Source organism: Actinoplanes sp. NPDC051475 (assembly GCF_040689425.1).
In the GTDB taxonomy this organism is placed as follows: Bacteria; Actinomycetota; Actinomycetes; order Mycobacteriales; family Micromonosporaceae; genus Actinoplanes.
The window spans coordinates 205,660-230,122 of sequence record NZ_JBFAZZ010000004.1 but is presented as its reverse complement, the minus strand read 5'-3'; the positions used below and the strand labels follow the sequence as shown (position 1 = coordinate 230,122).

Here is a 24,463-nt window from a genome sequence, read left to right as displayed (position 1 = left end):
GCGGGCGTCTTTCCACTTTGTCAAGTTGCCTTATTAAGGCGTTGCGGCGACGGGTCACCGTCCGAACATCGACAGTGCTTCTGCGTCAACCCCTGTTGCGTTCCGCCGGTTTGGCTTAGCCTTCCGCCGGGGGGCTTGACGTCCCTCGACCCTGCGCGGAAAGGGGGCCGTCGATGACCAACATCCGCCCCCGGCATTCTCCACTGCAGATGCACGTGCATTCTCCTGTGCCGCTGGTCAGCGGTCTGTGGTATGACCTCGGGCGAGATCCGGAAGAGCATTTTGCGGAGCCGATCGGACGGCGCCCCCAGCCCCTTCAGCGACGTTCTTCTCTGTGGGGCGAGGGCGGCTCGGGCGGTTCTGTGGAGATCCGGGTCCGACGTCCTGTTAACGGCTGTCCGGCCCTGTCGGATCACCGTGACTCCGGTTCGTGTGCACATTGCGCGAATTCAGGCCCCGGCCACCGGACGCGTCGTCATTCCACTACGCCGACGCCGACGCCGACGCCCGGGCGGCAGTGCGGCCCGTGGCGATTGCAAACGGCCGGACTCGCGCGGGCCAGAACGCGGCGGTCGCCCGAAATGCTGCGATTCGCCGGAACCACTCTGTCGCCTGGAACGCCGTGGTCGCTGCGGTCGACCGGAACGCTGCGGTCGCCCCGAACGCTGCGATCGCCCGAAAAACCGTGTTCGCCCGGAATTGCGTGGCGGCTCGGAGCGGCGGCGCGGCCCGGCATCACCGTGCGGGTTGGAGTGGCACGGCGGCCGGGAAGACTCCTTCGCTCGCGCCTGTCGTCTTCATCGGGCCGGCCGGTCGGCGCCCGCCTCGGCACGTGGCCGGGCTTCCCGACCGCCGCGGAGCGGCAACCGGCCCCGGACCGGACAGGTGGCCGTACGACGGCGTCGATCACCTCCGGCAGTCGGCGGCACGGGACGGGCGAGGAGGTGGCATGACTTCGCCTTCCGCTGTCTCCTCCGCGGTACGCCGGGATGCCGGTGCTGCGGTCGGCGGGCGCTCTCTCGGCGTACGCGTAATGACCGGCGCTGTTCTCACCGCCGCGACCGTCCTCGCCGTTCTTGGAACGCTGTTGCCGTTGCGGCGGGTCGAAGCGCTGGCGAATCCGTCGGCTGCCGGGGTCGGTGTCGCTCTTGTCCTTGCCTTTGTTGCGCAGCTTGCGCGGTTGCGGTTCCGGGTCGGGCGGGGGACCGTCAGCATCTCCTGGGGCGAGACGGCGTTCATTCTCGGGTTCGCGCTGGCGCCGCCGGGATGGCTGCCTGCCGCCACGCTGGTCGGGGCGGCTGCGGCCTGGTTCCTCATCACCTGGCTCAACGGTCAGCGGGCTGTTGCCGACATTCTTCACCTCGCCGCCTCGCTCAGCCTCGGCACTTCCGGCGCCACCGCGGTCGCGTACGTGCTCGCTGGTCCCGGGGCGCCGGCCGGGAGTTCGCGTACGCAGGTGGGGCTGATCGCCGGCGCTGCGACGTACCTGATCATCACCTTGGGTCTGGCCGTCCTCACCCTCTCGCTGCACCGGGATGCGACGCCCGTGCAGATCGCGGCGCGGACGTTGCATGCCAAGCTGCCGATGTTCGTGGGCAACGTGCTGGTCGGACTCTCCGCCCTGTACGCGGTGACGAACGAGCCGTTGTGGCTGATCGCGTTCCCGCCCGTGCTGTGGCTGCTGCAACGCACCTACCGCTACCACTTGCGGGCCGAGGAGGAGCGGCGGGTGTGGGAGGCGTTCGCGCGGGCCACCCGTACGCTCGGCGGCTCGACCGAGGCGGCCGTCGCTCAGGCCGGTCTTCGTGGGGCGCTGGACGTCTTCGGTGCGTTGCGCGTCGAGATCGAGGTGACGCTTCCGCACCACGCCGGCGGGCAGCCGGTGTCGGTGCCGGGTAGTGGCATGGCGCCGCTGCCGCGACGGACTCGCCCGGAATTGTCCCTTGAGGTCGATCCGGCGCGCTACGGCAGCCGGCGCTATGTCGACGATGCCCCGCAGGATCCGCTGCCCGGTGCCGCGCCCGGGCCTGTCATCACGCGGTCCATGATCGTGGGTGGCACCACGGTCGGCGAGATCACCGTCTGGCTGGCCGAGCCGACGTTGCCGGCGGCCCGGGATGAGCTTGCCGTGTCGGCCTACGCGGACGCTCTGGCAGGCGCGCTGCATGATGCCGCGGCGCACGAGCGGCTGGTGCTGTTGGATGCTCAGGTGACGCACGACAGCGTCCATGACCAGCTCACCGGGGTCGCCAATCGCCGGGCGTTGCTCGCCGACGGCGAGGTCCTGCTCCGCTCGCAGCACCGCGACCAGCCGGTCGCGGTGCTCCTGCTCGACCTCAACAACTTCCGGGAGATCAACGGCACGCTGGGGCATCGGGCCGGCGACGAAGTTTTGCGTACGGTCGCAGCCAGGCTTTCCGATCTGGCCCGCGAGCGCGAGCTCGTGGCGCGCCTCGGCGACGACGAGTTCGCCGTGCTCCTCCCCTCCGTCGTCACCTTGACCGACTCGGCGACGCCGCTTCGTGAGGTGCCGACTCCGCTTCCTCAAGCGGTACGCCGCGCCCGTGAGGTGGTCGACAGCATCGGCCGGCCCGTCGAGATCGGTGGCGTACGGCTGGCCGTCGATGTCGCCGTCGGCGTCGTGGTGGAGAAGGCCGGCCACGCCGACCTCGGGGAGCTGATCCGGCGGGCCGGCATCGCGCTCGACCAGGCGAAAGAACTTGGCATGGGCGTCGCCGCGTACGACAGTGCCCGTGACGCCAGCAGCACCGACCACCTGGCCCTCCCCGCCGAGCTGCACGACGCGCTCACCGCGGACGACCAGCTGGTCCTGATGCTCCAGCCCGAGGTGGACCTCGAGAGCGGCGCGCCCACCGGCGTCGAGGCGCTGATCCGCTGGAATCATCCCCGGCGCGGCATGCTGACGCCCGACTGCTTCGTCGGAACCATCGAGCACGGGGAGTTGCTGGCCCCGTTCACCCGGTACGTGCTCGATCACGCGCTCGAGGCCGCCGCGGGGTGGGCGGCGGCTGGCATCGACGTACCCGTATCGGTCAACATCTCCGCCCGCAGCCTGCTCGACGCGACCTTCCCCGCCCAGGTCTCCGACGCCCTGCGCCGGCACCGGATGGGGCCCCCGCAGCTGGTCCTGGAGATCACTGAGTCGATGGCGGTGAGCGATCAGGGGGTCGTCGACGAGGTGCTGGCGGCCCTACGGGAGCTTCAGGTGCAGATCTCGGTCGACGACTTCGGGACCGGGTTCTCCTCGCTCGCGTTCGTCACCCGGGTGCGGGTCGACGAGCTGAAGGTGGACCGCTCCTTCGTCACCGAGATGACCGAGTCGCCGGCGGCGGCGGCGGTGGTGCGTGGCGCGGTCGAGCTGGGCGCGCGGCTCGGGGCCCGGGTGGTCGCCGAGGGTGTCGAGACGGCGGACCAGCGTGCGGCTTTGCTGGCGCTCGGGTGTACGGCCGCCCAGGGCTACCACTTCAGCCGGCCGCTGCCGGCGGAAAAGATCATTCCGGCGTTGCGGCAGCTGGCGGATGCTGCTCCCGCCAAGATCGTGCCGCTGCGGGCGGACGGTGCTTCCTAGAGTTTCGGCTTGGCGGTCGACGGCGTCTTGTCGGGGCTTGCGTCGACGGCGGCCTGTGGTCGGCGGCTCTTGGCGTGGGCGGCTTGGCGTCGGTTCGGCGGCGTCGGCCCGGCCGCGAGCGCGTCGCGGCCGACCGTCGGCGCTTCGTAAGGTTTGCCGGCGCCCATCGCGGCTAGGTTGAGGTCATGGCCAATCGTCTGGCGACCGCGACCTCGCCCTACCTGCTCCAGCACGCCGACAACCCTGTCGACTGGTGGCCCTGGTCCGACGAGGCGTTCGCCCAGGCCCGTGAGCGGGACGTGCCCGTGCTGATCTCCGTTGGCTACGCCGCGTGCCATTGGTGTCACGTCATGGCGCACGAGTCCTTCGAGGACGACGGCATCGCCCGCCAGATCAACAACGACTTCGTGGCCATCAAAGTGGACCGTGAGGAGCGCCCCGACGTCGACGCCGTCTACATGACCGCTACCCAGGCCATGACCGGGCAGGGTGGCTGGCCGATGACGGTGTTCGCCACGCCGGAGGGCGAGCCGTTCTTCTGCGGCACGTATTTCCCCAAGGCCCAGTTCTCCCGCCTGCTCGACTCGGTCACCACCGCGTGGCGCGACCAGCGCGAAGGCGTCGTCAAGCAGGGCTCCGCGGTGGTCCAGGCGATCGGCGGTGCCCAGCTGGTCGGCGGCCCGACCGCCCCGATCTCGGCGTCCCTGCTCGACGCCGCCGCGGTCCAGCTCGCCAAGGACCACGACGACACGTACGGCGGCTTCGGCGGCGCTCCCAAGTTCCCGCCGCACATGAACCTGCTGTTCCTGCTCCGCCACCACCAGCGCACCGGCTCCGCCGAGGCCCTCGAGATCGTCCGCCACACTGCCGAGCAGATGGCGCGGGGTGGCATCTACGACCAGCTGGCCGGCGGCTTCGCACGCTACGCGGTGGACAACACCTGGACCGTGCCGCACTTCGAAAAGATGCTGTACGACAACGCGCTCCTGCTCCGCGTCTACACGTACCTGTGGCGGCTGACCGACGACCCGCTCGCTCATCGCATCGCCGAGGAGACCGCCGCGTTCCTCCTGCGCGACCTCGCCACCCCGGCCGGCGGGCTCGCCTCCGCGCTGGACGCGGACACCGAGGGCACCGAAGGCCTGACGTACGCATGGACGCCCGCGCAGCTCACCGCGGCGCTGGGCGAGGAGGACGGCACCTGGGCAGCGGACCTGTTCGGGGTGACCACCAAGGGCACGTTCGAGCACGGCACGAGCGTCCTGGTCCTGGCGCGCGACATCGAGAGCGCCGAGGAAGAACTGGTGCACCGCTGGCGCGACGTCCGCGACCGGCTGTTGAGGGCTCGGGGTGAGCGGCCGCAACCGGCCCGGGACGACAAGGTCGTGGCGTCGTGGAACGGCCTGGCGATCACCGCCCTGGCCGAGTATGCGCTATGTGGCGTGGCAGCTTCCGCAGCTGCCGCGGCTGCGTCCGACCCCGCGGCCTCACCCGCCGGGGTGTGGCAGGCGGGGCCAAATGCTGCCCGGCAGGCCGCGGTCGCGCTCGCCGAGGTGCTGGCGGAGCGGCACATCGTCGACGGCCGGCTGCGTCGTGTCTCCCGTGATGGCGTCGTGGGTCAGCCGGCCGGCGTGCTGGAGGACTACGGCGCTGTGGCCGAGGCGTTCTGCGCGGTGCACCAGCTCACCGGCGAGGGTCGATGGCTGACACTGGCGGGCTCGTTGCTGAACGTGGCCCTCGATCACTTCGGCACCGGGCAGGGCGGCTTCTACGACACCGCCGACGACGCGGAGCGCCTGGTGACCCGGCCCGCCGATCCCACCGACAACGCGACGCCGTCGGGCCTCGCTGCTGTCTGCGCGGGCCTGGTCGCCTACTCGGCGCTCACCGGGGAGACGCGCTACCGGGAGGCTGCGGACGCGGCGCTCGAGACCGTGGGGCCACTCATCGAAAGTCACCCGCGCTTCGCCGGATACTCCGCGGCTGTTGCTGAGGCGGCGCTGGCCGGGCCGTACGAGATCGCCATCGCTACCGACGACCCGCAGGATCCGCTGCTGGCGGCAGCGCACCGGCACGCTCCGCCGGGGACGGTGATCGTCGCCGGGCCTCCGAACAAGCCCGGCGTGCCGTTGCTGGCGGACCGGGCGCTGATCGACGGACGGCCTGCGGCGTATGTGTGCCGGGGCTTCGTCTGCGATCGCCCCGTGACGACGCCCGAGGAACTGGAGGCACGATTGGCCGGCTGAGAGGAGATCTCCGCCCGGCCGGCGTCCGATGACATTGCCGCCGCTGGGAGGCCGCATGCCCGGGGGCTTCCACGCACACCACCACCATCACCGTCGTCAGCCCGCGCGGGCGCTGGGCCGTGGGAGCCGCGGAATCAATGGGCTGTGGCCGCCGGTGACGGTGAGGCCTTGGCCTCCACTGACGGTTTGGTGACACGTTCCCGGACCATGTATTCCAAGCAGAAATGAATCAAGCGCTCGCGGGCCTCGTCGCGGCGGTCCGTGTGCGGGTCGGTGCTGAATGTCTTCATGGCCTCCACCACCTTTTTCATCACGGCGGCCTTGGCGATCTTCGGCACCATTGCCGTCGGCTTCGCCTTGATCTCGTATATGAGGTCGCGGGCGACGGCGAGCAATTCCCGATCTTGTAAGCCGTGCAGATAGATCGAGGCCTCGTGGCGTAGGACGTGATCGAGGAGCTCGGTCGACCACTCGATTCCCTTTCCGAGAATCGAAGCCACATGGTGCACCTCCCGCGGCTCGCTTGTGGATTGGTTGCTGAAGTCCGCGCGTACCGCCAATGATCCGGCGAAACCGAAGATCATGCCGTCCAGCCAGGGGTTTCCCGTCGGTGTCATCTGGCTCAGATGTGCGGGCATCCAGCCGATCAAGCCGGCGCCGAATCCCGCGAAGGCGATATAGATCAGCAGGCCGAACGCTGCTCCTTTGCGGCTCCAGCTGTACCAGCACTGATAGAAGCGGTACGGGAAACTGAAGACGGCGAAGATCGCCGACACGGACAGTGCTGCAACGATCGACATTGCGGCCTCGCACGGGGGCGAAACGGGTGGACAACGGACGTAGCATAGACGCCGTCCGGGCCGGGAAGGCAAACATACTTTTGCGCTCGACGGCTCTTCGAGGTGGGCGGGTAGTGGTGGATCAAATAATGCGCGCCGCGGACCGGGAGCCCTTTGACGGCCGGGAAGAAGTCCTGCTCAGGGAGCTGTGCCGGCACGCGGCCGAGCGGTTTCCCGGAAGGGTCGACGCGCCGACCCTCCGGTCGATCTGCGGGAAAGTGCTGATCAAATGGCGTAATCGTCCGTCGCGCGACGCCGCCGGGGCCGTCGTGCCGGGTCTGAAAGCCGACATCATCGGTGCCGTTCTGGCCTGGTTGCGGGAGAACGGAAAGATACCTCCGGGTAGCCGGGAGTATGACGAACTGTTCACCGAAACGGTTTTCAACGGCCGATTCGACGCGGCCGAGATTCGGCGGGGCATGCGTACGCTCGTGCGGCGCGGCCAGGTGCTCGACTTCCTCATCGTCACGTACTACCTCGACATGGCGGAGATCGACGGGTCGCCGCCCCATCCCGCGGACGTCGTGGAGCGGCTCCGTGGACCGCGCCGGAACATCGACCGTGGGTTCGTGCGGGAGACGGTGCTGGAGTTCTACCAGCTCCTGTGCCGGCAGGCGGCCTGACGTGAAAGTCCACAAGGATCCGTTGCTGGACCTGGTGACCGCCCTCATGGCGCCCGAGGCCCACGTGCCGCACCAGGTCTTCCGCGAGGGCATCGCGGCGCTCCGCGGATACCTGCGGCGACGCTACTGCCCGCCGCTCACGTCCGCCGACGTCGACGAGGTCGCCGGTGACGCGATCAGCCGCCTGTACGAAGCGTCCGAACGCCGTTACGTCTCGGAGGTGGGCAACCCCACCGGCTACCTGATCGCGATCGCCAACCGGATGGCCGTGGCGACGATCAAGGCTTCGCACCGCACCGTACTCGTGGACAGTTCCCTGCCCGGTTCGCTGACCATGACCGACGAGGCGGCGGCGGCTCGCCTCGATCGCCTGGCCAACGTGTCGATCGTCCGGCAGGCTATGGCGGACGCGCGGCGGGACAAGGACGCCACCGCGGTACGGCTGGCCGCCTATCTGCTCGACGAGATCCAGTGCACGGGAGAGGTGCCGAGCACGCGTACGGCGGCCCGCGCCCTCGGTCTCAGCCACGTCGGAGTGGCCAAGGCCCTGCGTCGCCTGCGCGCCTACCTCGTCGAGGCCGACCGCGAATAGGCGAGTATGCGCGGACTCACGAACAGCTGTGTTCCGCCACGATCGCGGAGGCTGTGTCGGCCAGCTTGTCCAAGCCTCCGCTCTCCGCAGGCGCGGCGGCCTCGGCCATGACCTCGAACGCCAGGGGCGTGAGCCGTAGCCCGGTCTCCCCGGCAGGCCCGGCGCCGCTCCCGTCCGCGGTGGCCAGGCCCGTGGCCAGCAACGCCGAGCGGGATCCGAACGGCAACACCTGTACGGCTGCTTGCACGATCGACATGGGCGCCCCGTCCATGTCCGCGAGGAACTGCAACAGTCCCGGAGTCAGATACTGCATCGCCTCCGCGGCGGTGAGCTGCTCGCCGGCGATCGGTACGGTGCGCCCGTCTCTCATGGCTGGCCCTTCGTGGCTGGGGGAACGACTACCTGTACGAGCGAGCCGGCCCCCGGCTTGGTAACCGGGGTGCCAAGATTCTTCGGCGGGTTCGGGAGGACCACCGCGTCGGTCGGGTGCGGGAAGAAGTTCACACAGGTACTAAGCCGCAGCAGGCCGCAGTGGAAACCCGGCCGCTCAAGATTCTTGAGCACGAGACGCCCGGGAAGTGGGTCCGGCGGCGGCGGAAGAGGAAACGGATCCAGCGGCGGAGGAGCGGAAGAGCGAGCGGATCCAGCGGCAGAAGAGCGGGACCGGGAGCGGATCCGCCGGCGGGCGATCCCAGGGATCGGGCGAGGCCAGCCGCCTCACCAGCGGGAAAAGGTGGTAGATAGGCTTGGGCCGCGATGGATACTCGAACCGGCCTTCCCGTTGTCGGCATGGTGGGCGGCGGACAGCTCGCCCGGATGACCCACCAGGCCGCGATCGCCCTTGGTCAGTCGTTGCGTGTGCTCTCCGTGTCTCCCGGTGACAGCGCCGCGCTGGTCGCCGCCGATGTGCGGATCGGGACCCATACCGATCTTGCCGCGTTGCGGGAGTTCGCCAAGGGGTGCGACGCCGTCACCTTCGACCATGAGCATGTGCCTACCGGGCACATCGCCACGTTGGCCGCCGAGGGCGTGAAGATCTATCCGGGTGCGGAGACGATCGTCTTCGCCCAGGACAAGCAGCGTATGCGGGAGCGGCTCTCCGAGCTGGGCGCCCCGGTCCCGCTATGGCGGCCCGTGTCGACCGCCGCGGACATCGCCGACTTCGCGGCCGAGGTCGCCGCCGCCAAAACCGCGCGACCAAGCCGACACGCAGCGCGCCCGGACAGGGACGCCCCGCGCGACAGCACGGCCGGCTGGCCGGTAGTGGCGAAGGCCGTCCGCGGCGGCTACGACGGCCGCGGCGTCTGGAGGCTTCCCGACCTCGCCGCCGCCGAGGAACTGGTCGCCACCGGAACCCCGTTGATCGTCGAGGAGCGTGTCCCCCTTCAGCGCGAGCTCGCCGCGCTCGTCGCCCGGTCGCCGTTCGGGCAGGTCGCCGCCTACCCCGTCGTCGAGACCGTGCAGCGGGACGGCATCTGTGTCGAGGTTCTCGCGCCCGCTCCGGATCTCTCCGAGGCGCGGGCTCTCGAGGCCCAGCAACTGGCCATCGACCTGGCCAACGCGCTCGGTGTCGTCGGGCTGCTCGCCGTCGAGTTGTTCGAGACCGCGGACCGGTTGGTCGTGAACGAGCTGGCGATGCGGCCGCACAATTCGGGGCACTGGACGATCGAGGGTGCGCGTACCTCTCAGTTCGAGCAGCATTTGCGGGCCGTGCTGGACTATCCGATGGGGGAGACCTCGTTGGCGGCGCCCGCCGTGGTGATGGCGAATGTGCTCGGTGGGCCGGCCGGGGGGATGCCGATCGACGAGCGGTTGCATCATCTGTTCGCCGCCGACCCGGGGGTTCGCGTCCACCTGTACGGCAAGCAGGTGCGTCCCGGCCGCAAGATCGGGCATGTCACCGTGCTCGGTGACGACATGGCATCGGTACGCGCGCGGGCGGCCCGCGCCGCCCGCCGTCTCCAGGAAGGCGAATGATGGCACCGGTCGTCGGCGTGATCATGGGTAGCGACTCGGACTGGTCCACGATGGAGGCGGCGGCGCTGGCCCTCGCCGAGTTCGAGGTGCCGTTCGAGGTCGGTGTCGTCTCGGCGCACCGCACCGTGCAGAAGATGGTCGACTACGCGACGTCCGCGGCCGACCGTGGCCTCAAGGTGATCATCACCGGTGCGGGCGGGGCGGCTCATCTGCCCGGCATGGTGGCGGCGCTCACCCCGCTGCCCGTGATCGGGGTGCCGGTGCCGCTGAAGTACCTCGACGGCATGGACTCGCTGCTGTCGATCGTGCAGATGCCGGCCGGCGTACCCGTGGCGACGGTGTCGATCGGTGGTGCCCGGAATGCGGGGCTGCTGGCGGTGCGGATGCTGGCCGCCTCCGACCCGGCATTGCTGAAGAAGATGCAGGCCTTCCAGGCCAACCTCGAACAGGTCGTCGCCGAGAAGGACGAGGCCCTGCGCCGGCGCCTGCTGGCCTGAAGTCAGCGCATCCGGACCAGGGCGCCCCGGAGGCGTTCCTGGGTGCGGCGGCGGTTCTCGTTCGTCGCCCCCAGGAAGAGCAGCACCACGCCGACCGGCACCAGCACCAGCCACGGGCCCACCAGCGTCGTGGCGAAGTGCACCGTCGCCACCACCGTGGCCGCGGCGCCGATCACCACCGGTGCCTGCTGCTGGAGGCGGGAGCCGATGATCAGTGTCGTCACCGCGCCCAGCAGGAGCAGGAGTTCGCGCAGGTCGCCGGCCTTGGTGGCGATCACCAGGCCGGTCGTCGGGACGAACGCGGCCAGCAGCGATGGCCCGTACGCCGCCCAGCTGCTCAGGTCGGGCCGCTGGCGGGTCTCCAGGACGCCGACCAGCAGCGCCAGCGCCGCGAACGGCAGCGTGTACGCCTCCGGCAGCGCCACGTCGGCCAGCGCCACGAACAGCCAGATGCCGATGACCTCGAAGCCCACCGCCAGCCAGAAGAGGTTGCGGCGCTGGTTCGGGCTGCGGCCGGGGCGGGTCGCCGCGAGGCCGAGGACCGCGCCCCACGCCGCGAGCAGGGCCGCCAGATGTGCCGGCGAGTTGTACGCGAGCGCGCCGGCGAGCAGCGCCGACCCGTACCCGCTCCACTCGACCGTGGTCGCCTCGAGGCGGTATTCCGGCAGGCCCAGGCGCGGCAGGAGCGCCTCGAGGATCAGCAGCGCCGCCCCGACCGCCAGCACGCCGAAGGCCGCCCATTCCCGCGTGAGGCCCGCGACCAGCGCGACGGTGAGGACGAAGAACTGGCCCTTCGCCGCGGCGAACAACCAGCCCAGAACCCGGGCGTGGCGGCTCTTGCCCGCGATCGCCGCGACCAGGCCGACACCGATCGCGCAGCCGAGGGTGAACAGCGTCAGCCGCTGCGTGGCGAGGCTGCCGGCGAGTCCGGCCCCGCCGGCGAGCAGCCCGATGATGAAGACGATGGTGCGGGTGTAGCGCAGCAGCGTGGCCCGGGTCGCGATCGGCGGCGGCGTCAGCGCCAGCCCCAGCATCGAGATCGTGAAGACCACGAGCGCGGCCGAGGTCGACGCGGGCCACCGCGCATTCAGCGCGATGGGCGCGATCAGCAGGGTGATCGCAAGACCCGGCAGGATCACGGGTACGGCCTCAGCCGGCTTGCCGCCGAACCCGAGAGCGGCCAGCGCCGCCGCCACGGTCAGCAGCACGGTGGCGAGGACGCTGGTGCCGTCGACGCTGCCGGAGGCGGGACTGGTCAGCGCCGCCACCGGCCCGTCCCAGATCGCGCTGAGTTGCGCCATCGGGTCGAGGAGGGCCGCCCGCAGCGCCGGAGCGATGGACACCAGGGCGAGCAGGGTCGGCAGGGCCGCGACGACGACTGCGCCCGTGGCCGGGTCGACCAGCCAGCGCCCGCGTAGGCCGCTCGGGCGCAGGCCGGCTTGCCGCGTACCGGTGACGCGGGTTTCGCGCCAGGTGTGGGGCGGCGCGAGGGTGAGTCCCGGTGCCGGGACCGCGCCGCGCAGCAGTTCCGCGATGACGCCGAGCAGCGCCGCCGCGGCCGCGTAGAGGGCGGTGGGGTAGTCGCTGGGCACGGAGGCCAGCGCGGTGACGGTGGCGCCGCCGACCAGGCCGATCGTGGCCCACGGCAGATACTGCGGCACCGAGCGGCCCACCAGGGCGAGCAGGGCCAGCATCAGGCTCGAGCCGGCCAGCGCCGCGGTCAGCACTACCTGGGCGGTGCGGCCCTGGTCGGCCGCGATCGCCGCCAGCACGCCCGGCGCCGCGAGCAGCGCGCCCATGGTCGCAGCGCCGCCGATCTGGGCGCGGTGGCGCGGCATGCCGGTGTCGTCGAGGGTGTACGCGAGAATCTCGTCGGTCTCGGCCCGTTCCGCCCAGCCGAGCCGCGCGGCCGGTGTCAGGTCGGCGCGGGCGAGCCAGGCCACGAGGACGCCGGTCAGCACGATGAGGGTCAGGGCGATCGCGGTCGACCAGGGCCGGATGAGACCCACGCCGGCCGCGTGCAGCGCCACCACGGCGGCGACTCCGGCGCGGGACAGCGCGGCCCGGGGGTCGGCGGCGGCCACGGCGGCGACTCCGTACCCGACCGTGACCGCGCCGCCGATCAGCAGCGGCGACCACCAGGGCAGGCCGAAGGCGGCCGGGGCGGCGATCGTGGCGAGCGCGACGCACACCGCGCTGACGTCGTACCGGGCCGGGCGAGGGAGGGCCGTGGTGGCGGCCACGGCGATGATCAGCAGGGCGACCGGGGCCTGCCACGCACCGGGCGGCGCGCTGTCCGGGTAGCCGCTGACGTCGGATGCCCAGATCGGGCCCGGGGCGGCGATGATCCGCAGGCCGTCGGCCACCGCCTGCCAGCCGGCGATCGCGCCGACGACGAGACCGGCCAGGCCCACGCCGCGGACCGGGCCGCGGCGCCAGTCCTCCGGCAGCGCCCGTACGCCGAAAGCGACGATCAGCACCACGACGGCCCCGACGGCGAGCGGCGCGTCCGGGAAGGCGAGAGCCGTCACCCGGGCGAGCGCGCCGCAGACCGCCACGGTGGCCGCCGCGGCCGCGATGTCCGGGCCGTCGAGCATCCGGTCCGCACGCCGGCCGTTGTCCAGTGACTTGGCGAAGAACAGCAGGCCGGCGGCGACGAGCAGGAGCGCGCCGACCCAGATGTCGGCCGCCGTCGAACCCGGCGAGAGCAGCGCGGCCATGGCGAGGGCGACCGCGCCGAGCCCGGCCCCGGCGGTCATCGGCAGGCTGATCTCGCGGCGCGCGACCTGGAAGACGGCCGCGTACGTGAGGGTGCCCGCCACGGCGAGGAAGCCCAGGGCCAGCGCGGGCACCGTGACCGCCTCGGTGGCCGGGGGCCCGCCGCCGGGGTCGTTGACGGCGAGCACGGCCGTCGTCACGGCACCGGGGATGGCCAGGGCGGCCGCTCCGGAAGCCCAGTCGCCGACCAGCCATGCGTACAGGCGTACCGGAATCTGCCGGGCAGCGACCGCGACCATGACGCCCGCCCCGGCCAAGGCGGTGAGGACCGCGGCGGTGAGCCACGACGCGCTCAGCGCGGCGCCGAAACCGAAAAGGCCGACCACCCCGGCGGCGGCGATGTGCGCGACGGCGACCCGGCGGGTCGGCGCCAGGAGGCCCGCGGCGCCGATGCCGATCGCGGCGACGACCAGCGGCCAGGGGGCCTCGGACCAGGGGAGAGCCAGCGAGGCGGGCACGGCGAGCGCGGTCAGCGCGACCCCGGTGACGGCCCCCTCGCGGCGATATTCGGCCGGCAGCGCGAGCGCGGCGGCGACGGTCAGCAGCAGGGCACTGAGCGCGAGCAGCCAGCCCGACTCACCCGCGGCCTCGGCGATCCGGCCCGCGTACGCGGCGGTGTCCGCGTTCCAGACCGGCCGGGCGGCCTGGACCGGCGCGAGGGCGGCGCGCAGGGCGTCGACCGCCACGAACAGGCCGATGAGGGTGAGGGCGCCGGCGGACGCGTACTGCGGGCCGCGGCGCACCTCGTCGGCCAGCATCCGGACGACCGCGCCGGTGACCGCGACCGCGGCAGCCGCGGCGGCGAGCGTCCACGCGGGCGATGCCACGTCCGCGATGCGGGCGCAGGCGGCGATGACCGACAGCGTCAGGACGGCCCCGGCGATGTTGCTGGCGGTGATCTGGTCCGTCAGCCGCGCGGCCGCCGAAGCGGTCACGGCGGCGAGGATCAGGATCAGCCCGGAGCGTACGGCGTCCGGCACGGCGTCGGCGGTCAGCAGCCCGGCGCCGGCGTACAGCAGGGCCCCGGCCGCGGCCACGCAGAGCAGGGTGAACGTCAGTTGCCGCAGCCAGCTCGCGGAGGGCGGGGACGCGGGCGGGGCGAGCGGCACGGAGCCCGCGGGCGGAGCATCGGCCGGACGCGGGCCCGGGAAGATGCGGGTCGGCAGCCAGCGCCGGCGCCGGCGGCCGGTCAGCCCGTCGATGATGAGATCGGGCTCCTCGGGCCGCGACTCGGGCCGGTCCGGCATGCCGTATGTGGCGTCGGCCGCGGCGGGATCGGCGGGCTCGGCCAGGACGTCCGGGTCGTAGGAACCCGGATCGGCCGGGTCGTGCCGGGTCTCGAAGTCCCGCGCGCCGATGTCGCGGGCGTCGGCCTCGGCGAGCGACTCGCGGTCGGCGACCACCGGCCGGCCCACCGGCCAGCGCGGCACCAGCCGCCCCTGACGGATCACGGTGGTGAGCAGCAGCAGGTCGATGAGGGCCACGGCGGTCAGCGCGACCGCCCATCCGGTCGGGCTCTCGACGACCGGGTACGCCAGCAGCGGCGGCACCGGCTGCACGGCGGCGACGGTGGCGTAGCGCGGGGCGGCCAGCCTTGTCATGCCCGCGTAGACGAACGCCGCGGCGGTCGTGATGAGCAGGGTGATGCCCAGGAAGACCGGGGACGGCACCGAGGAGCCGCCGAGCAGGGGGCTGCCGTGCAACGCGTACAGCGTCATCGGGAACAGGACCAGGCCGACGGCGGTCAGCGTCTCGGCGGTGGAGGTCAGGCCGCGCCGGGCGATCGCGGGCGCGGCCGCCAGGGCGATGCCGGTGCCGATCGCCAGGATGAAGGCGCGGCCGACCGCATTGCTGGCGGCGCCGGCGAAGACGACCGCCGCGACGCCCAGCACCAGGGCGCTGAGCCCCAGCAGGATGTTCTGCACCGACTTGGAGGAGGTCTCCGGCGGATGCGGCGGCGGGTGCTCCGGCGGCAGCGGCGCGACCCGGGGACGGCGCGGCGGCGGCATCGACCCCGCGGGCGGCGGCTCCTCGGTCGGCGGCGGGTCGTCGACGAGCATGGTCACGCCGTCGGTGGCCGCTCCGGGCGGCCCGGTGTACGGCGTGCCCGGCGGCGACCACGACGGCCTGCCCTCGGCGGGCGCCGCGGCCTCGGCGGGGCGCCGCCGCACCCGGCGGGTGGGCTTCGCCGAGGAGCGTTTCCGCTGCTGGTTGGCGTGCGCGAGGATGTCCCGCTGGAACTGGGCGGCCTGAATCTTGCTGGCGATGGTCGTGCGTTCCTTGGCCGCCGCCATGTCCCGGATCTTCAGTTCCGCGATCGACGCGTCGATGCGGGCCAGCTCCTCGTCGTAGCCCTCCGGCTCGTCAGCCTGCGCCACGGCACCTCCTAGACCCCGCCCCACCGAAGCATGCCTTCCGACACCTCATTAGAACAGTCCCAAGCGGGTCGAGATCAATGGAAACGGCCGCGAACCCGGCAGGTTCGCGGCCGCGGCCGGAAATCGGTCAGTCGTCAGAGGGCTGGTGTGGGCCGCCCCATGCCGCGATACTGCCAGCCCGCGCGCGCCCACAGGGCCGGGTCCAGGCAGTTCCTGCCGTCGATGACCCGCCTGCCGGCGACGACCTCGGCCAGCGCCTGCGGGTCGGCGTTGCGGAACTCCGCCCACTCGGTGAGCACGCACACCAGTTCGGCGCCGGCCACCGCGTCGGCCATGGATGTCTCGTACGCGAGCCCGGGCTGCACCGCCCGCGCGTTCTCCATGCCCTGAGGGTCGTACACGCGTACGTCGGCGCCGGCCTTGGCGAGGGTGGCGGCGACGGCGAGCGCGGGCGCGTCGCGTACATCATCGGAATTGGGCTTGAAGGCGGCGCCGAGCACGGCGATGCGGGTGCCGGAAAGGTCCGGGCCGGCCGGGCCGGACCGGCGCCCGAGCAGTTCCGCGGCGAGCTGCAGGACCCGGGTACGGCGGCGCTGGTTGATCAGATCGACCTCGTGCAGGAAGCGCAGCGCCTCGCCGGCCCCCAGCTCCTGGGCGCGGGCCTGGAACGCGCGGATGTCCTTGGGCAGGCAGCCGCCGCCGAAGCCGACGCCGGCCTGCAGGAAGCGGTTGCCGATCCGCGGGTCGTAGCCGATCGCCTTGGCGAGCTGGGTGACGTCCCCGCCGGCCACCTCGCAGACCTCGGCCATCGCGTTGATGAAGCTGATCTTGGTGGCCAGGAACGCGTTCGCGGCGACCTTCACGAGTTCGGCGGTGGCGAAGTCGGTGACCACCAGCGGCACCTCGCGGTCCTCGGTGGCCGCCAGGTCGAAGACGCCCTTGTGGGCCGCGTACAGCATGCCGTTGGACCACTCGGTCTTCACGCCGACCACGATGCGGTTGGGGCGCAGCACGTCCTCGACGGCGAAGCCCTCCTGCAGGAACTCCGGCGACCACGCCACCTCGACGCCCAGTTCCGGGTCGGTGTGCTTGGCCACGAGCTGCTCGACCCATTCGGCCGTACCGACCGGGACGGTGGATTTGCCCACGATCAGGGCGCGGCGCTTCAGGTGCCGGGCCAGGTTCGTGACCGATGTCTCCACGTACGCGAGATCGGCGCCCATGCCGTCCCCCCGCTGTGGCGTGCCCACGCAGATGAAGTGCACGTCGGCGAAGTCCGCGACCTGCTCGTAGGAGGTCGTGAAGCGCAGCCGCCCGGACGCCAGGTTGCCCCGCAGCAGCTCGTCGAGCCCCGGCTCGTGGAACGGCACCTGCCCGGCGCTCAGCTTGGCGATCTTGGCCTCGTCCACGTCGAAGCCCAGCACCTCGTAGCCGAGCTCGGCGAAGCAGATGGCGTACGTCGCACCGAGGTAGCCCGTACCCAGGAACGCCAGCCGCGGCCGGGAGGCGCCGGAGGGCACCTCGACCTCGGGAAACGCGGGTACGGTCTGCGTGGTCGGGTACGGGATGGTCACGCTGTGTACTCCAGTCGCACGGGGCGCAGTGTGGGGGAATCCGGCGCCGGAACGTGGCAAACACCTTCTCACGGCGCCGCCCATTTAGCCCGACCGCCGTCGGTCGGACCGCTGTCCATTGCCGTCGTCAACCGGACCGCTGTCCATCGCCGTCCGGAGCGAGGATAGTGCGCGTACCCTACGCGTCGGTAACATAAGCGGGGAGCCGTAGAGAAGGGGCCACAGTTGATGTCTGAGTTCGACGTCTACCAGCTGCCGGAAGACCACGAGACGATCCGCGCGGCCGTACGCGAGATCTGCGACGCGCGCGTGGCGCCGAACGCGGCCGAGGCGGACGAGACCGGAGAGTTCCCGAAGGCGTCCTACGACGCCCTGCGCTCGGCGGACTTCCACGCACCACACATCCCGGCCGAGTACGGCGGCGCGGGCGCCGACGCCCTCGCCACGGCCATCGTGATCGAAGAGGTCGCCCGGGCCTGCGCCAGCTCGTCGCTGATCCCGGCCGTCAACAAGCTCGGCACGATGCCACTGATCCTGGCCGGCTCGCACGAACTGAAGGAGCGCTACCTCACCCCGGTCGCATCCGGCGAGGCGATGTTCTCGTACTGCCTGTCGGAGCCGGAAGCGGGCAGCGACGCCGCATCGATGACCACCCGAGCGGTTCGCGAAGGCGACTACTGGGTGCTCAACGGCGTCAAGCGCTGGATCACCAACGCGGGCGTGTCGGAGTACTACACGGTGTTCGCCGTGACCGACCCGACCGCCCGCTCCAAGGGCATCTCGGCCTTCGTGGTCGAGAAGTCGGACGAAGGCGTCAGCTTCGGCGCACCGGAGAAGAAGCTGGGCATCAAGGGCAGCCCCACCCGCGAGGTCTACTTCGACAACGTGCGCATCCCACTGGACCGCATGATCGGCGCGGAAGGCACCGGCTTCGCGACGGCGATGAAGACCCTGGACCACACCCGCGTGACGATCGCGGCCCAGGCGATCGGCATCGCCCAGGGAGCCCTGGACTTCGCCCTCGGCTACGCCAAGGAACGCAAGCAGTTCGGCAAGTCGATCGCCGACTTCCAGGGCCTCCAATTCATGCTGGCCGACATGGGCATGAAGCTCGAGGCGGCGCGCCAGCTGACGTATGTGGCGGCCGGCAAGAGCGAGCGTGGGGACGCGGACCTGACGTACTTCGGCGCGGCTGCCAAGTGCTTCGCGTCGGACGCGGCCATGGAGATCACGACGGACGCGGTGCAGATTTTGGGCGGGTACGGCTACACCCGGGACTATCCGGTCGAGCGCATGATGCGCGACGCGAAGATCACCCAGATCTACGAGGGTACGAACCAGGTGCAGCGGATCGTGATGGCTCGGCAGCTCTTGAAGGGCTGACTCCGGGACGTTTCCAGGATCAGGGCCATGATCAACTGGCGGTCGACCCTTCGGGCGGTCGCGGGTTGTTCGTGGCCCTTTTCGGTTGGCGTGCGGGGGTCATCGGTACAACGCAATCCGGCCCCCGGTGCCGTGGACGAAGGCATCCTTGGTCCTAAAGCCATGTGTGACCACTTCGGCGAGTTGGGTGCCGTTGCCGAGTCGGCTGGTGGCAGTGGCCGTCTCGCTTGAGGCCACGAGTGTTGCGCGGGAGGCCCAGACCAGGGATGCCGTGTGGACAGTTCCTGAAGAGCCGGCCCGCTATCACGGGACGATGGAGTCTGCGGCGGCGTAGTTCGACCACCAACCCTCGTGCCGATGTTTGACGAGGTCGCCACCGAACCGGGTGAGTAGCACATAGTCGCCGTTGAGAACCAGAACCGCGTCCTCAGGTCCGGTATCGAGCACGCGACGGACAACCGTGAGCATGTTGGGAACCTTCCATTGCGGCTCTGCTTCCTTGTCCATCCGGAAGGTCACCGACACGTAAGCCTCCGGCTCCCACTCCCATGGGCCGCTGTCTGACTCGATGTCGAAGTATCCGTTCCGCCCGGCCGATACGAAGACAGCGAACCCGAGACGTTCGTCGAGGTTCACCGAGAGCGGTGATTCCGTCCCGGCAGGCCGCTCGTCCGGGTCGGGCAGCGCCCGTGCTGCGACCTGCTCGACCGGCGCGGTTCCGGCAAGAGTCAGTCGGTACTCAATCGCCATGGTTTTGAACGTTCTCTCGGTTGATGGGGAACTGGACGATATCGCCGTCCGCAGTGACGACCTTGACCTCTTTGAGTCCTGGTATCGGCCAGTCGGCGAATTGCTTCTGCAGCGCGGACACGTCGCCACGCCAGTCCGCAAGGTTCACCACCACTCGTTGCGTCTGCTTCCTCTCGACGACCTTCTCCTGGACTTCGCCCCAGATGCCCCGCACGCTCTTGGTGGGCCTGGTTGGCGAGTAGCAGTCGAACACCCTGCCCTCGAGAAGGTAATCCGGACGCGAGGTGGCTTTGCCGATGTCTCCGGTATCGAAGCGCGCCTGGGCGACTTCAGCTGAAGTGGGGTTCTGCTTGATGCGGAAGCCGCCGTCAGCCAAGACCGCGGCAGTGGTGTTCTCCTGCTCGATGGAGCGGCGTGTCTGGACATCTTCGGCCGGGTTGATGCGAGTCGGGTGGCCGTCGGGTGTGCCGCCCGGCTCACCCGTCATATGAGTGAGCAATGGGTCGGTCTGCGGGCCCTGCGCGCCGACTGTCGCGCTGCCAGCCCCCGGCCGACCCGCTTGGGCGGCCAAGGCGGTTACTTCCTGTGCCTCGTGGACGCTGTGCGCGGCGGCGGGAGTTCCGCGGGGTCGCGATGACGGGTGGCCGGCCTGCTCGCCTCCGCCGTCGCCGTGGCCGCGAGTTCTTCCTGGCACGAATTCACCACCCCCCGGAGCGTCTTCGCGAATCGAGTGGAGGCTATCAACACTGCGCAGCAGGGGAAGATCTTCGGTGACCGCTAGTCGTCGGGCCGCTCGGGAAAGAACGAGCGGCGCGGTATCGACCAGGTCAGAGAAGGCGGGTGGTTTCGTCGTCGGTCGGGTGAGGGGGTGCCGGCAGGGTGAGTGGCCGGGTGTCGTCCGCCGCTTCGTCGGCGGGCCGCTCCAAATTGGCCACCGTCGACGTCTTACTCGCCTGCGTCTTCGCCTCGCCCGGCGTCTCTTCCTGCGCTGCCACGGCGGTGAGCCGGGTGGTCGGGTCCTGGGCCGGATCCGGGCGTTCCTCGCCGAGGATCGACATCGACTTGGTCGTCTCCTCCCCGGCCGGCTTCGACGCCGCGGCCGCCGAATTCGAAGCCGCGGCCGCCGGACTCGACGCCGCGGCCGCCGGCTTCGACGCCGTGGGCGCCGAATTCGTCGGCTTCAACGCCGTAGCCGCCCCGTTCGCCGGAGCAGTAACTGCCTCGGCGACCGGTGCCAGCACGGTCGTCTTTTCGTCGGCCGCCGTCCCACCCGGGATCCCCAGAACCTGGGTGCGGTCGCCCGGGATCTCCGCCCGGATCACCTGAGTCTTCTCGCCATCCGCAGAGATCTCAGCGGTGACCGGCGCGAGCACCGTCGTCCGCTCCTCCGACGCGGCGACGTCCCGGGTCGGCTCATCCGGGAACAGCGCCGCCAGCAACGTCGTCTTCTCTTCGTCGTCGGCAGGCCGCCTCTGATGGGGAACAGCCGGCGCCGGGGCGAAGACCGTCGTCGGTTCCGCGGCCATCGGCATGCCCGGTGCGGTCGCTGCGCCGCGGGCTCGGCCGAGGGTGCCGATCAGGACCACCTGGGGTGGTTCGTAGCCTGCCCAGCGGCGGGCGCTCAGGGCTGTGCACACCAGCGGCACCGCGAGCAGCAACGCCAGCCCGTACCCCGGGGTGCTGACGTTGAAGCCGTCCTTGGTCACGTCTGCCGGCCAGACGCTCGCGTAGGACGAAGGGGAAACGCGGGCCCAGGCGCCGACCCCCAGGAAGGTCAGGCCCGTCAGGAGCGGTCCGGAGGGGGAGATCGGGGCGAAGAGGAGGATTCCGTACGCCGCCCCGGCCAGCAACAGCAGCAGCAGCCCTCCGACGGATTCGAGGCCGCCGTTGTCGCGGGCCCTTCCCGTCAGGTCCTGGTCGAAGCCGACGCCGCAAAGGATCCATGCTGCCGGGGCCAGGATGAGGGCGTACAGGATCGAGCGAAGATGGCGCACGCGTGGACCGTACCCGGAGGCGGCAACCGCGAGGAATTAACGTAACGGGCATGAGTGACCAGCCGGTGGGGCGGCCCACCTCGCACTCGCGCGTCACGTTGAGCCGGATCATGAGCGCGATCGATGTCAACCTGTACGGCACCGTGCACGGCGGCGTCCTGATGAAGTTCGTCGACGACGTGGCCGGTGCGGCGGCCGCGCGGCACAGCGGCGGGACCGCGGTCACCGCCGCGATCGACGAGATCGTGTTCGTCGAGCCGGTGCACACGGGCGACCTGGTGCATGCGTATGCGCAGGTGAACTGGGCCGGGAGTACCTCCATGGAGGTGGGCGTACGGCTGACCGCGGAGCGGTGGGACACGGCCGGCGGCGATCCGATCACCGTGGCGACCGCCTACCTGGTCTTCGTCGGTGTCGACGTGTCCGGTCAGCCGCGGCCGGTGCCGCCGGTCCTGCCGGAGACCGCGGAGGACGAGCGGCGCTTCCGCGAGGCCATCATCCGTCGCGAGCACCGCCTGGCCCGCCGCAAAGCCATTCAAGACGCGCGGCTGAAGGACCATTAAGGTGGCGGCATGAGTACGGGCACAGTGTTGTGGACCCCTCCGGCGGACGCCATCGAAACCTCCCGGATGGGGCGGTTCATGACCTGGCTGCGCGCCGAGCGGGGTGTCGAGGTCGACGACTACGCCGGATTGTGGGACTGGTCCGTTACCGATCTGTCCGGGTTCTGGCGGGCGATCTGGGACTATTTCGAGGTCATCGCCCACGACGAGCCCAGCGCGACGCTCGCCGACGCGAAGATGCCGGGGGCGCGGTGGTTCCCCGGTGCCACGCTCAACTATGCCGAGCACGTGCTGCGCATGCCCGGCCTCGGCGACGACGATCCGGTCGTCATCGCGTACTCGCAGAGCCGGGAGCCGGTCACCCTCACCGCCCGGCAGCTGCGCGACCAGGTCCGGAGGGTCGCCGCCGGGCTGCGCCGGCTCGGTGTCGGCGCGGGCGACCGGGTGGCGGCCTACGCGCCGAACATCCCCGAGACGTACGTGCTCATGCTCGCGACCGCGAGCCTCGGCGCGATCTTCTCCTCGTGCGCACCGGAGTTCGGTTCCCGCAGCGTGATCGACCGGTGGACGCAGATCGAGCCGCGGGTGCTGGTCGCGGTCGACGGCTACCGGTACGGCGACAAGGCGATCGACCGGCGCGCCGAGGTGGCCGCCATCCGGGACGCGCTGCCGAGCGTCGAGCACCTGATCACCATCCCGTACCTGGGCGACCAGGGGGATTGGGACGGCCTCGACGGTGACGACCCGCTGACCTTCGCCGCGGTCCCGTTCGACCACCCGCTCTACGTCCTCTACTCCTCCGGGACAACCGGGCTGCCGAAGCCGATCGTGCACGGCCACGGCGGCATCCTGCTCGAGCACCTCAAGATGCTTGCCCTGCACCACGACCTCGGCCCCGGCGACCGCTTCCTCTGGTTCACCACGACCGGCTGGATGATGTGGAACTTCCTGGCTTCCGGGCCTGCCGTCGGCTCCGCGATCGTGCTCTTCGACGGCAACCCCGGGCACCCCGACCTGGGAGAGCTGTGGCGGCTGGCCGCCGACGCCGGCGTGACTTTCTTCGGTACGTCCGCACCGTTCATCCTGGCCTGCCGCAAAGCCGGGGTGCAGCCGCCGGCGAACGTCATCCGCGGCGTCGGCTCGACCGGGGCGCCGCTGCCGCCGGAGGGTTTCCGCTGGATCTACGAGGTGCTGGGGGACCGGCCGCAGCTGCAGTCGCTGTCCGGCGGCACCGACGTGTGCACCGGCTTCGTCGGCGGCGCGCCGCTGTTGCCCGTCACCGAGGGCGTGATCTCGTGCCGGGCCCTGGGCGCGCGGGTCGAGGCGTTCGATCCCGAGGGCAAGCCGGTCATGGGGCAGCTCGGTGAGCTGGTCATCACGGCGCCGATGCCGAGCATGCCGGTCGGTTTCTGGAACGACGCGGACGGGCGGCGCTACTTCGAGGCGTACTTCGACGTGTTCCCGGGGGTGTGGCGGCACGGCGACTGGATCACCATCGGCGAGGACGGCACCTGCGTCATCACCGGCCGGTCCGACGCCACCCTCAACCGTGGCGGCGTGCGGCTGGGCACCGCCGAGTTCTACTCCGTGGTCGAGAGCATCGACGAGGTCGTCGACTCGGTCGTCGTCCACCTCGACGAGCAGGACGAGCTGCTGCTGTTCGTGGTGCTCGCCGAGGGTCTCGAGATGGACGACGGGCTGCGCGACCGGATCAGGCGCGAGCTGCGTGCGGCGCTCTCGCCGCGGCACGTTCCCGACGAGATCCATCAGGTACGGGCGGTGCCCCGCACCCTGTCGGCGAAGAAGCTGGAGGTGCCGGTGAAGCGGATCCTCACCGGCACGCCGGCCGACCGGGCGGCGGCGAAGGGAGCGCTGGCCAACCCGGAGTCCCTCACGGCCTTCGAGGAGTACGCCGCTAGGCGAGGGTGAGCGTGACGTTCTCCGAGGCGACCCGGTTCCCCATCGTCGACCGGTCCAGGTTCGCGCACAGCACGATGCTGGCGCCGGCGTACAGCGGCGCCAGCAGCCAGTCCGCCGGGTCGGCGTAGGCGGCGGCGTCGATCAACACCCGGCCGCCCGGCTCGATGCCGAGCTCGGCCGCCCGGGCGACCGCCGCGGCGGAGACGTCCCGGTGGGTGGCCTCGCCCAGCGCCGTGTCGTCCACGCCCACCGGCTGGTACGGCCGGAAGTGGTCGCCGTAGCCGCGGACCTCCACCGTGTAGTCCACGAACCCGGCGGGGAGCGGCCGCAGTGGCATGGCCAGCGGCAGCAGGCCGGTCGCGTATCGGTCCCCGGCCGGCCATGTGGCGGCCGCCTCTACGGTGCCCGGCCACGCGAAGAGGGCGTCCACCGGTTGCGGGTTCTGCGGCACCGACAAGCCGGCCGTCCAGGTGCCGAGCAAGATGGCTGCCGTCTGCCAGTGCGGGGGCAGCAGCACCGCGGCCGAGTCGCCCGGGCCGAGGCCGGCACCGTCCACGAGGAGGTTGGCAGTCTTGGCGACCCAGTTGTCCATCGTGGCGCCGGACAGCTCCGTGCGGTCGCCGGTCGTGTCGTCGTACCAGGTCAGCAGGGGGATGGTCGGATCCTTGCGTACCGCCGCCGCGAGGGCTGCCGGAATCGTCTCGTTCATCGGTTCCGACGATAGTCGGATTACTGACAGTGATGAACGGGTATCGGGTGG

Annotated in this window: 18 protein-coding genes; 9 read left to right on the top strand and 9 right to left on the bottom strand. The window is 71.1% G+C overall.

Going from position 1 to position 24,463, the window contains the following annotated elements:
• The first annotated feature begins 949 nt into the window (after positions 1 to 949).
• Complete coding sequence (locus AB0368_RS10550) at positions 950 to 3,589, top strand: bifunctional diguanylate cyclase/phosphodiesterase (protein WP_366153548.1); 2,640 nt, start codon at positions 950 to 952, stop codon at positions 3,587 to 3,589.
• Here AB0368_RS10550 and AB0368_RS10545 read toward each other — a convergent pair.
• Positions 3,586 to 3,756, bottom strand: coding sequence for a hypothetical protein (locus AB0368_RS10545; RefSeq protein WP_366153547.1), 171 nt, complete (start codon positions 3,754 to 3,756; stop codon positions 3,586 to 3,588). The genes AB0368_RS10550 and AB0368_RS10545 overlap by 4 nt on opposite strands.
• Positions 3,757 to 3,774: 18 nt before the next feature.
• Between AB0368_RS10545 and AB0368_RS10540 the strand changes: the two genes are divergently transcribed.
• Positions 3,775 to 5,835: a thioredoxin domain-containing protein gene (locus AB0368_RS10540; protein WP_366153546.1), complete on the top strand. Its 2,061-nt coding sequence runs from the start codon at positions 3,775 to 3,777 to the stop codon at positions 5,833 to 5,835.
• 134 nt (positions 5,836 to 5,969) lie between these two features.
• On the opposite strand, the gene AB0368_RS10535 is transcribed toward AB0368_RS10540, so the two are convergent.
• On the bottom strand, positions 5,970 to 6,635 hold the full coding sequence (locus AB0368_RS10535) for a hypothetical protein (protein WP_366153545.1): 666 nt from the start codon (positions 6,633 to 6,635) through the stop codon (positions 5,970 to 5,972).
• A gap of 128 nt (positions 6,636 to 6,763) precedes the next feature.
• Here AB0368_RS10535 and AB0368_RS10530 point away from each other — a divergent pair, with 128 nt between their 5' ends.
• Positions 6,764 to 7,297 (top strand): hypothetical protein, encoded by a 534-nt coding sequence (locus AB0368_RS10530; RefSeq protein WP_366153544.1) that lies wholly within the window; start codon positions 6,764 to 6,766, stop codon positions 7,295 to 7,297.
• Between the two features lies 1 nt (position 7,298).
• Positions 7,299 to 7,889 (top strand): hypothetical protein, encoded by a 591-nt coding sequence (locus tag AB0368_RS10525; RefSeq protein ID WP_366153543.1) that lies wholly within the window; start codon positions 7,299 to 7,301, stop codon positions 7,887 to 7,889.
• Between the two features lie 16 nt (positions 7,890 to 7,905).
• Here the strand turns inward: AB0368_RS10525 and AB0368_RS10520 are convergent, their stop codons facing one another.
• The gene (locus AB0368_RS10520; protein ID WP_366153542.1) at positions 7,906 to 8,259 is read right to left on the bottom strand and encodes a hypothetical protein; all 354 of its coding nucleotides are present in this window, start codon (positions 8,257 to 8,259) and stop codon (positions 7,906 to 7,908) included.
• Positions 8,260 to 8,645: 386 nt separating this feature from the next.
• On the opposite strand from AB0368_RS10520, the gene AB0368_RS10515 reads away from it, so the two are divergent.
• The gene (locus AB0368_RS10515) at positions 8,646 to 9,866 is read left to right on the top strand and encodes a 5-(carboxyamino)imidazole ribonucleotide synthase (protein ID WP_366153541.1); all 1,221 of its coding nucleotides are present in this window, start codon (positions 8,646 to 8,648) and stop codon (positions 9,864 to 9,866) included.
• The gene (gene purE / locus AB0368_RS10510; protein ID WP_366153777.1) at positions 9,866 to 10,363 is read left to right on the top strand and encodes a 5-(carboxyamino)imidazole ribonucleotide mutase; all 498 of its coding nucleotides are present in this window, start codon (positions 9,866 to 9,868) and stop codon (positions 10,361 to 10,363) included. Before AB0368_RS10515 ends, purE begins: the two co-directional genes overlap by 1 nt.
• Before the next feature lie 2 nt (positions 10,364 to 10,365).
• Here purE and AB0368_RS10505 read toward each other — a convergent pair whose 3' ends face one another.
• Together AB0368_RS10505 and AB0368_RS10500 are read right to left on the bottom strand one after the other, a co-directional pair.
• A complete protein-coding gene (locus AB0368_RS10505) occupies positions 10,366 to 15,519 on the bottom strand; it encodes a hypothetical protein (RefSeq protein WP_366153540.1) in 5,154 nt (1,717 codons plus the stop codon).
• A gap of 134 nt (positions 15,520 to 15,653) precedes the next feature.
• Complete coding sequence (locus tag AB0368_RS10500; protein ID WP_366153539.1) at positions 15,654 to 17,093, bottom strand: UDP-glucose/GDP-mannose dehydrogenase family protein; 1,440 nt, start codon at positions 17,091 to 17,093, stop codon at positions 15,654 to 15,656.
• Positions 17,094 to 17,318: 225 nt separating this feature from the next.
• On the opposite strand from AB0368_RS10500, the gene AB0368_RS10495 reads away from it, so the two are divergent.
• The gene (locus AB0368_RS10495; RefSeq protein WP_366153538.1) at positions 17,319 to 18,476 is read left to right on the top strand and encodes an acyl-CoA dehydrogenase family protein; all 1,158 of its coding nucleotides are present in this window, start codon (positions 17,319 to 17,321) and stop codon (positions 18,474 to 18,476) included.
• Positions 18,477 to 18,779: 303 nt separating this feature from the next.
• Here the strand turns inward: AB0368_RS10495 and AB0368_RS10490 are convergent, their stop codons facing one another.
• The 3 genes from AB0368_RS10490 to AB0368_RS10480 form a co-directional block, all read right to left on the bottom strand.
• Positions 18,780 to 19,226: a SitI3 family protein gene (locus AB0368_RS10490; RefSeq protein WP_366153537.1), complete on the bottom strand. Its 447-nt coding sequence runs from the start codon at positions 19,224 to 19,226 to the stop codon at positions 18,780 to 18,782.
• A complete protein-coding gene (locus AB0368_RS10485; RefSeq protein ID WP_366153536.1) occupies positions 19,216 to 19,713 on the bottom strand; it encodes a hypothetical protein in 498 nt (165 codons plus the stop codon). The genes AB0368_RS10490 and AB0368_RS10485 overlap by 11 nt, the downstream gene beginning before the upstream one ends.
• A gap of 340 nt (positions 19,714 to 20,053) precedes the next feature.
• Entirely contained in the window at positions 20,054 to 21,220 is a 1,167-nt protein-coding gene (locus AB0368_RS10480) for a hypothetical protein (RefSeq protein WP_366153535.1), read from the bottom strand.
• 50 nt (positions 21,221 to 21,270) lie between these two features.
• On the opposite strand from AB0368_RS10480, the gene AB0368_RS10475 reads away from it, so the two are divergent.
• Entirely contained in the window at positions 21,271 to 21,783 is a 513-nt protein-coding gene (locus AB0368_RS10475) for an acyl-CoA thioesterase (protein WP_366153534.1), read from the top strand.
• Between the two features lie 9 nt (positions 21,784 to 21,792).
• The gene (locus tag AB0368_RS10470) at positions 21,793 to 23,712 is read left to right on the top strand and encodes an acetoacetate--CoA ligase (protein WP_366153533.1); all 1,920 of its coding nucleotides are present in this window, start codon (positions 21,793 to 21,795) and stop codon (positions 23,710 to 23,712) included.
• Here the strand turns inward: AB0368_RS10470 and AB0368_RS10465 are convergent.
• Complete coding sequence (locus AB0368_RS10465) at positions 23,699 to 24,412, bottom strand: TIGR03089 family protein (protein ID WP_366153532.1); 714 nt, start codon at positions 24,410 to 24,412, stop codon at positions 23,699 to 23,701. The two genes, AB0368_RS10470 and AB0368_RS10465, sit on opposite strands and share 14 nt — an antisense overlap.
• Positions 24,413 to 24,463: the final 51 nt, after the last annotated feature.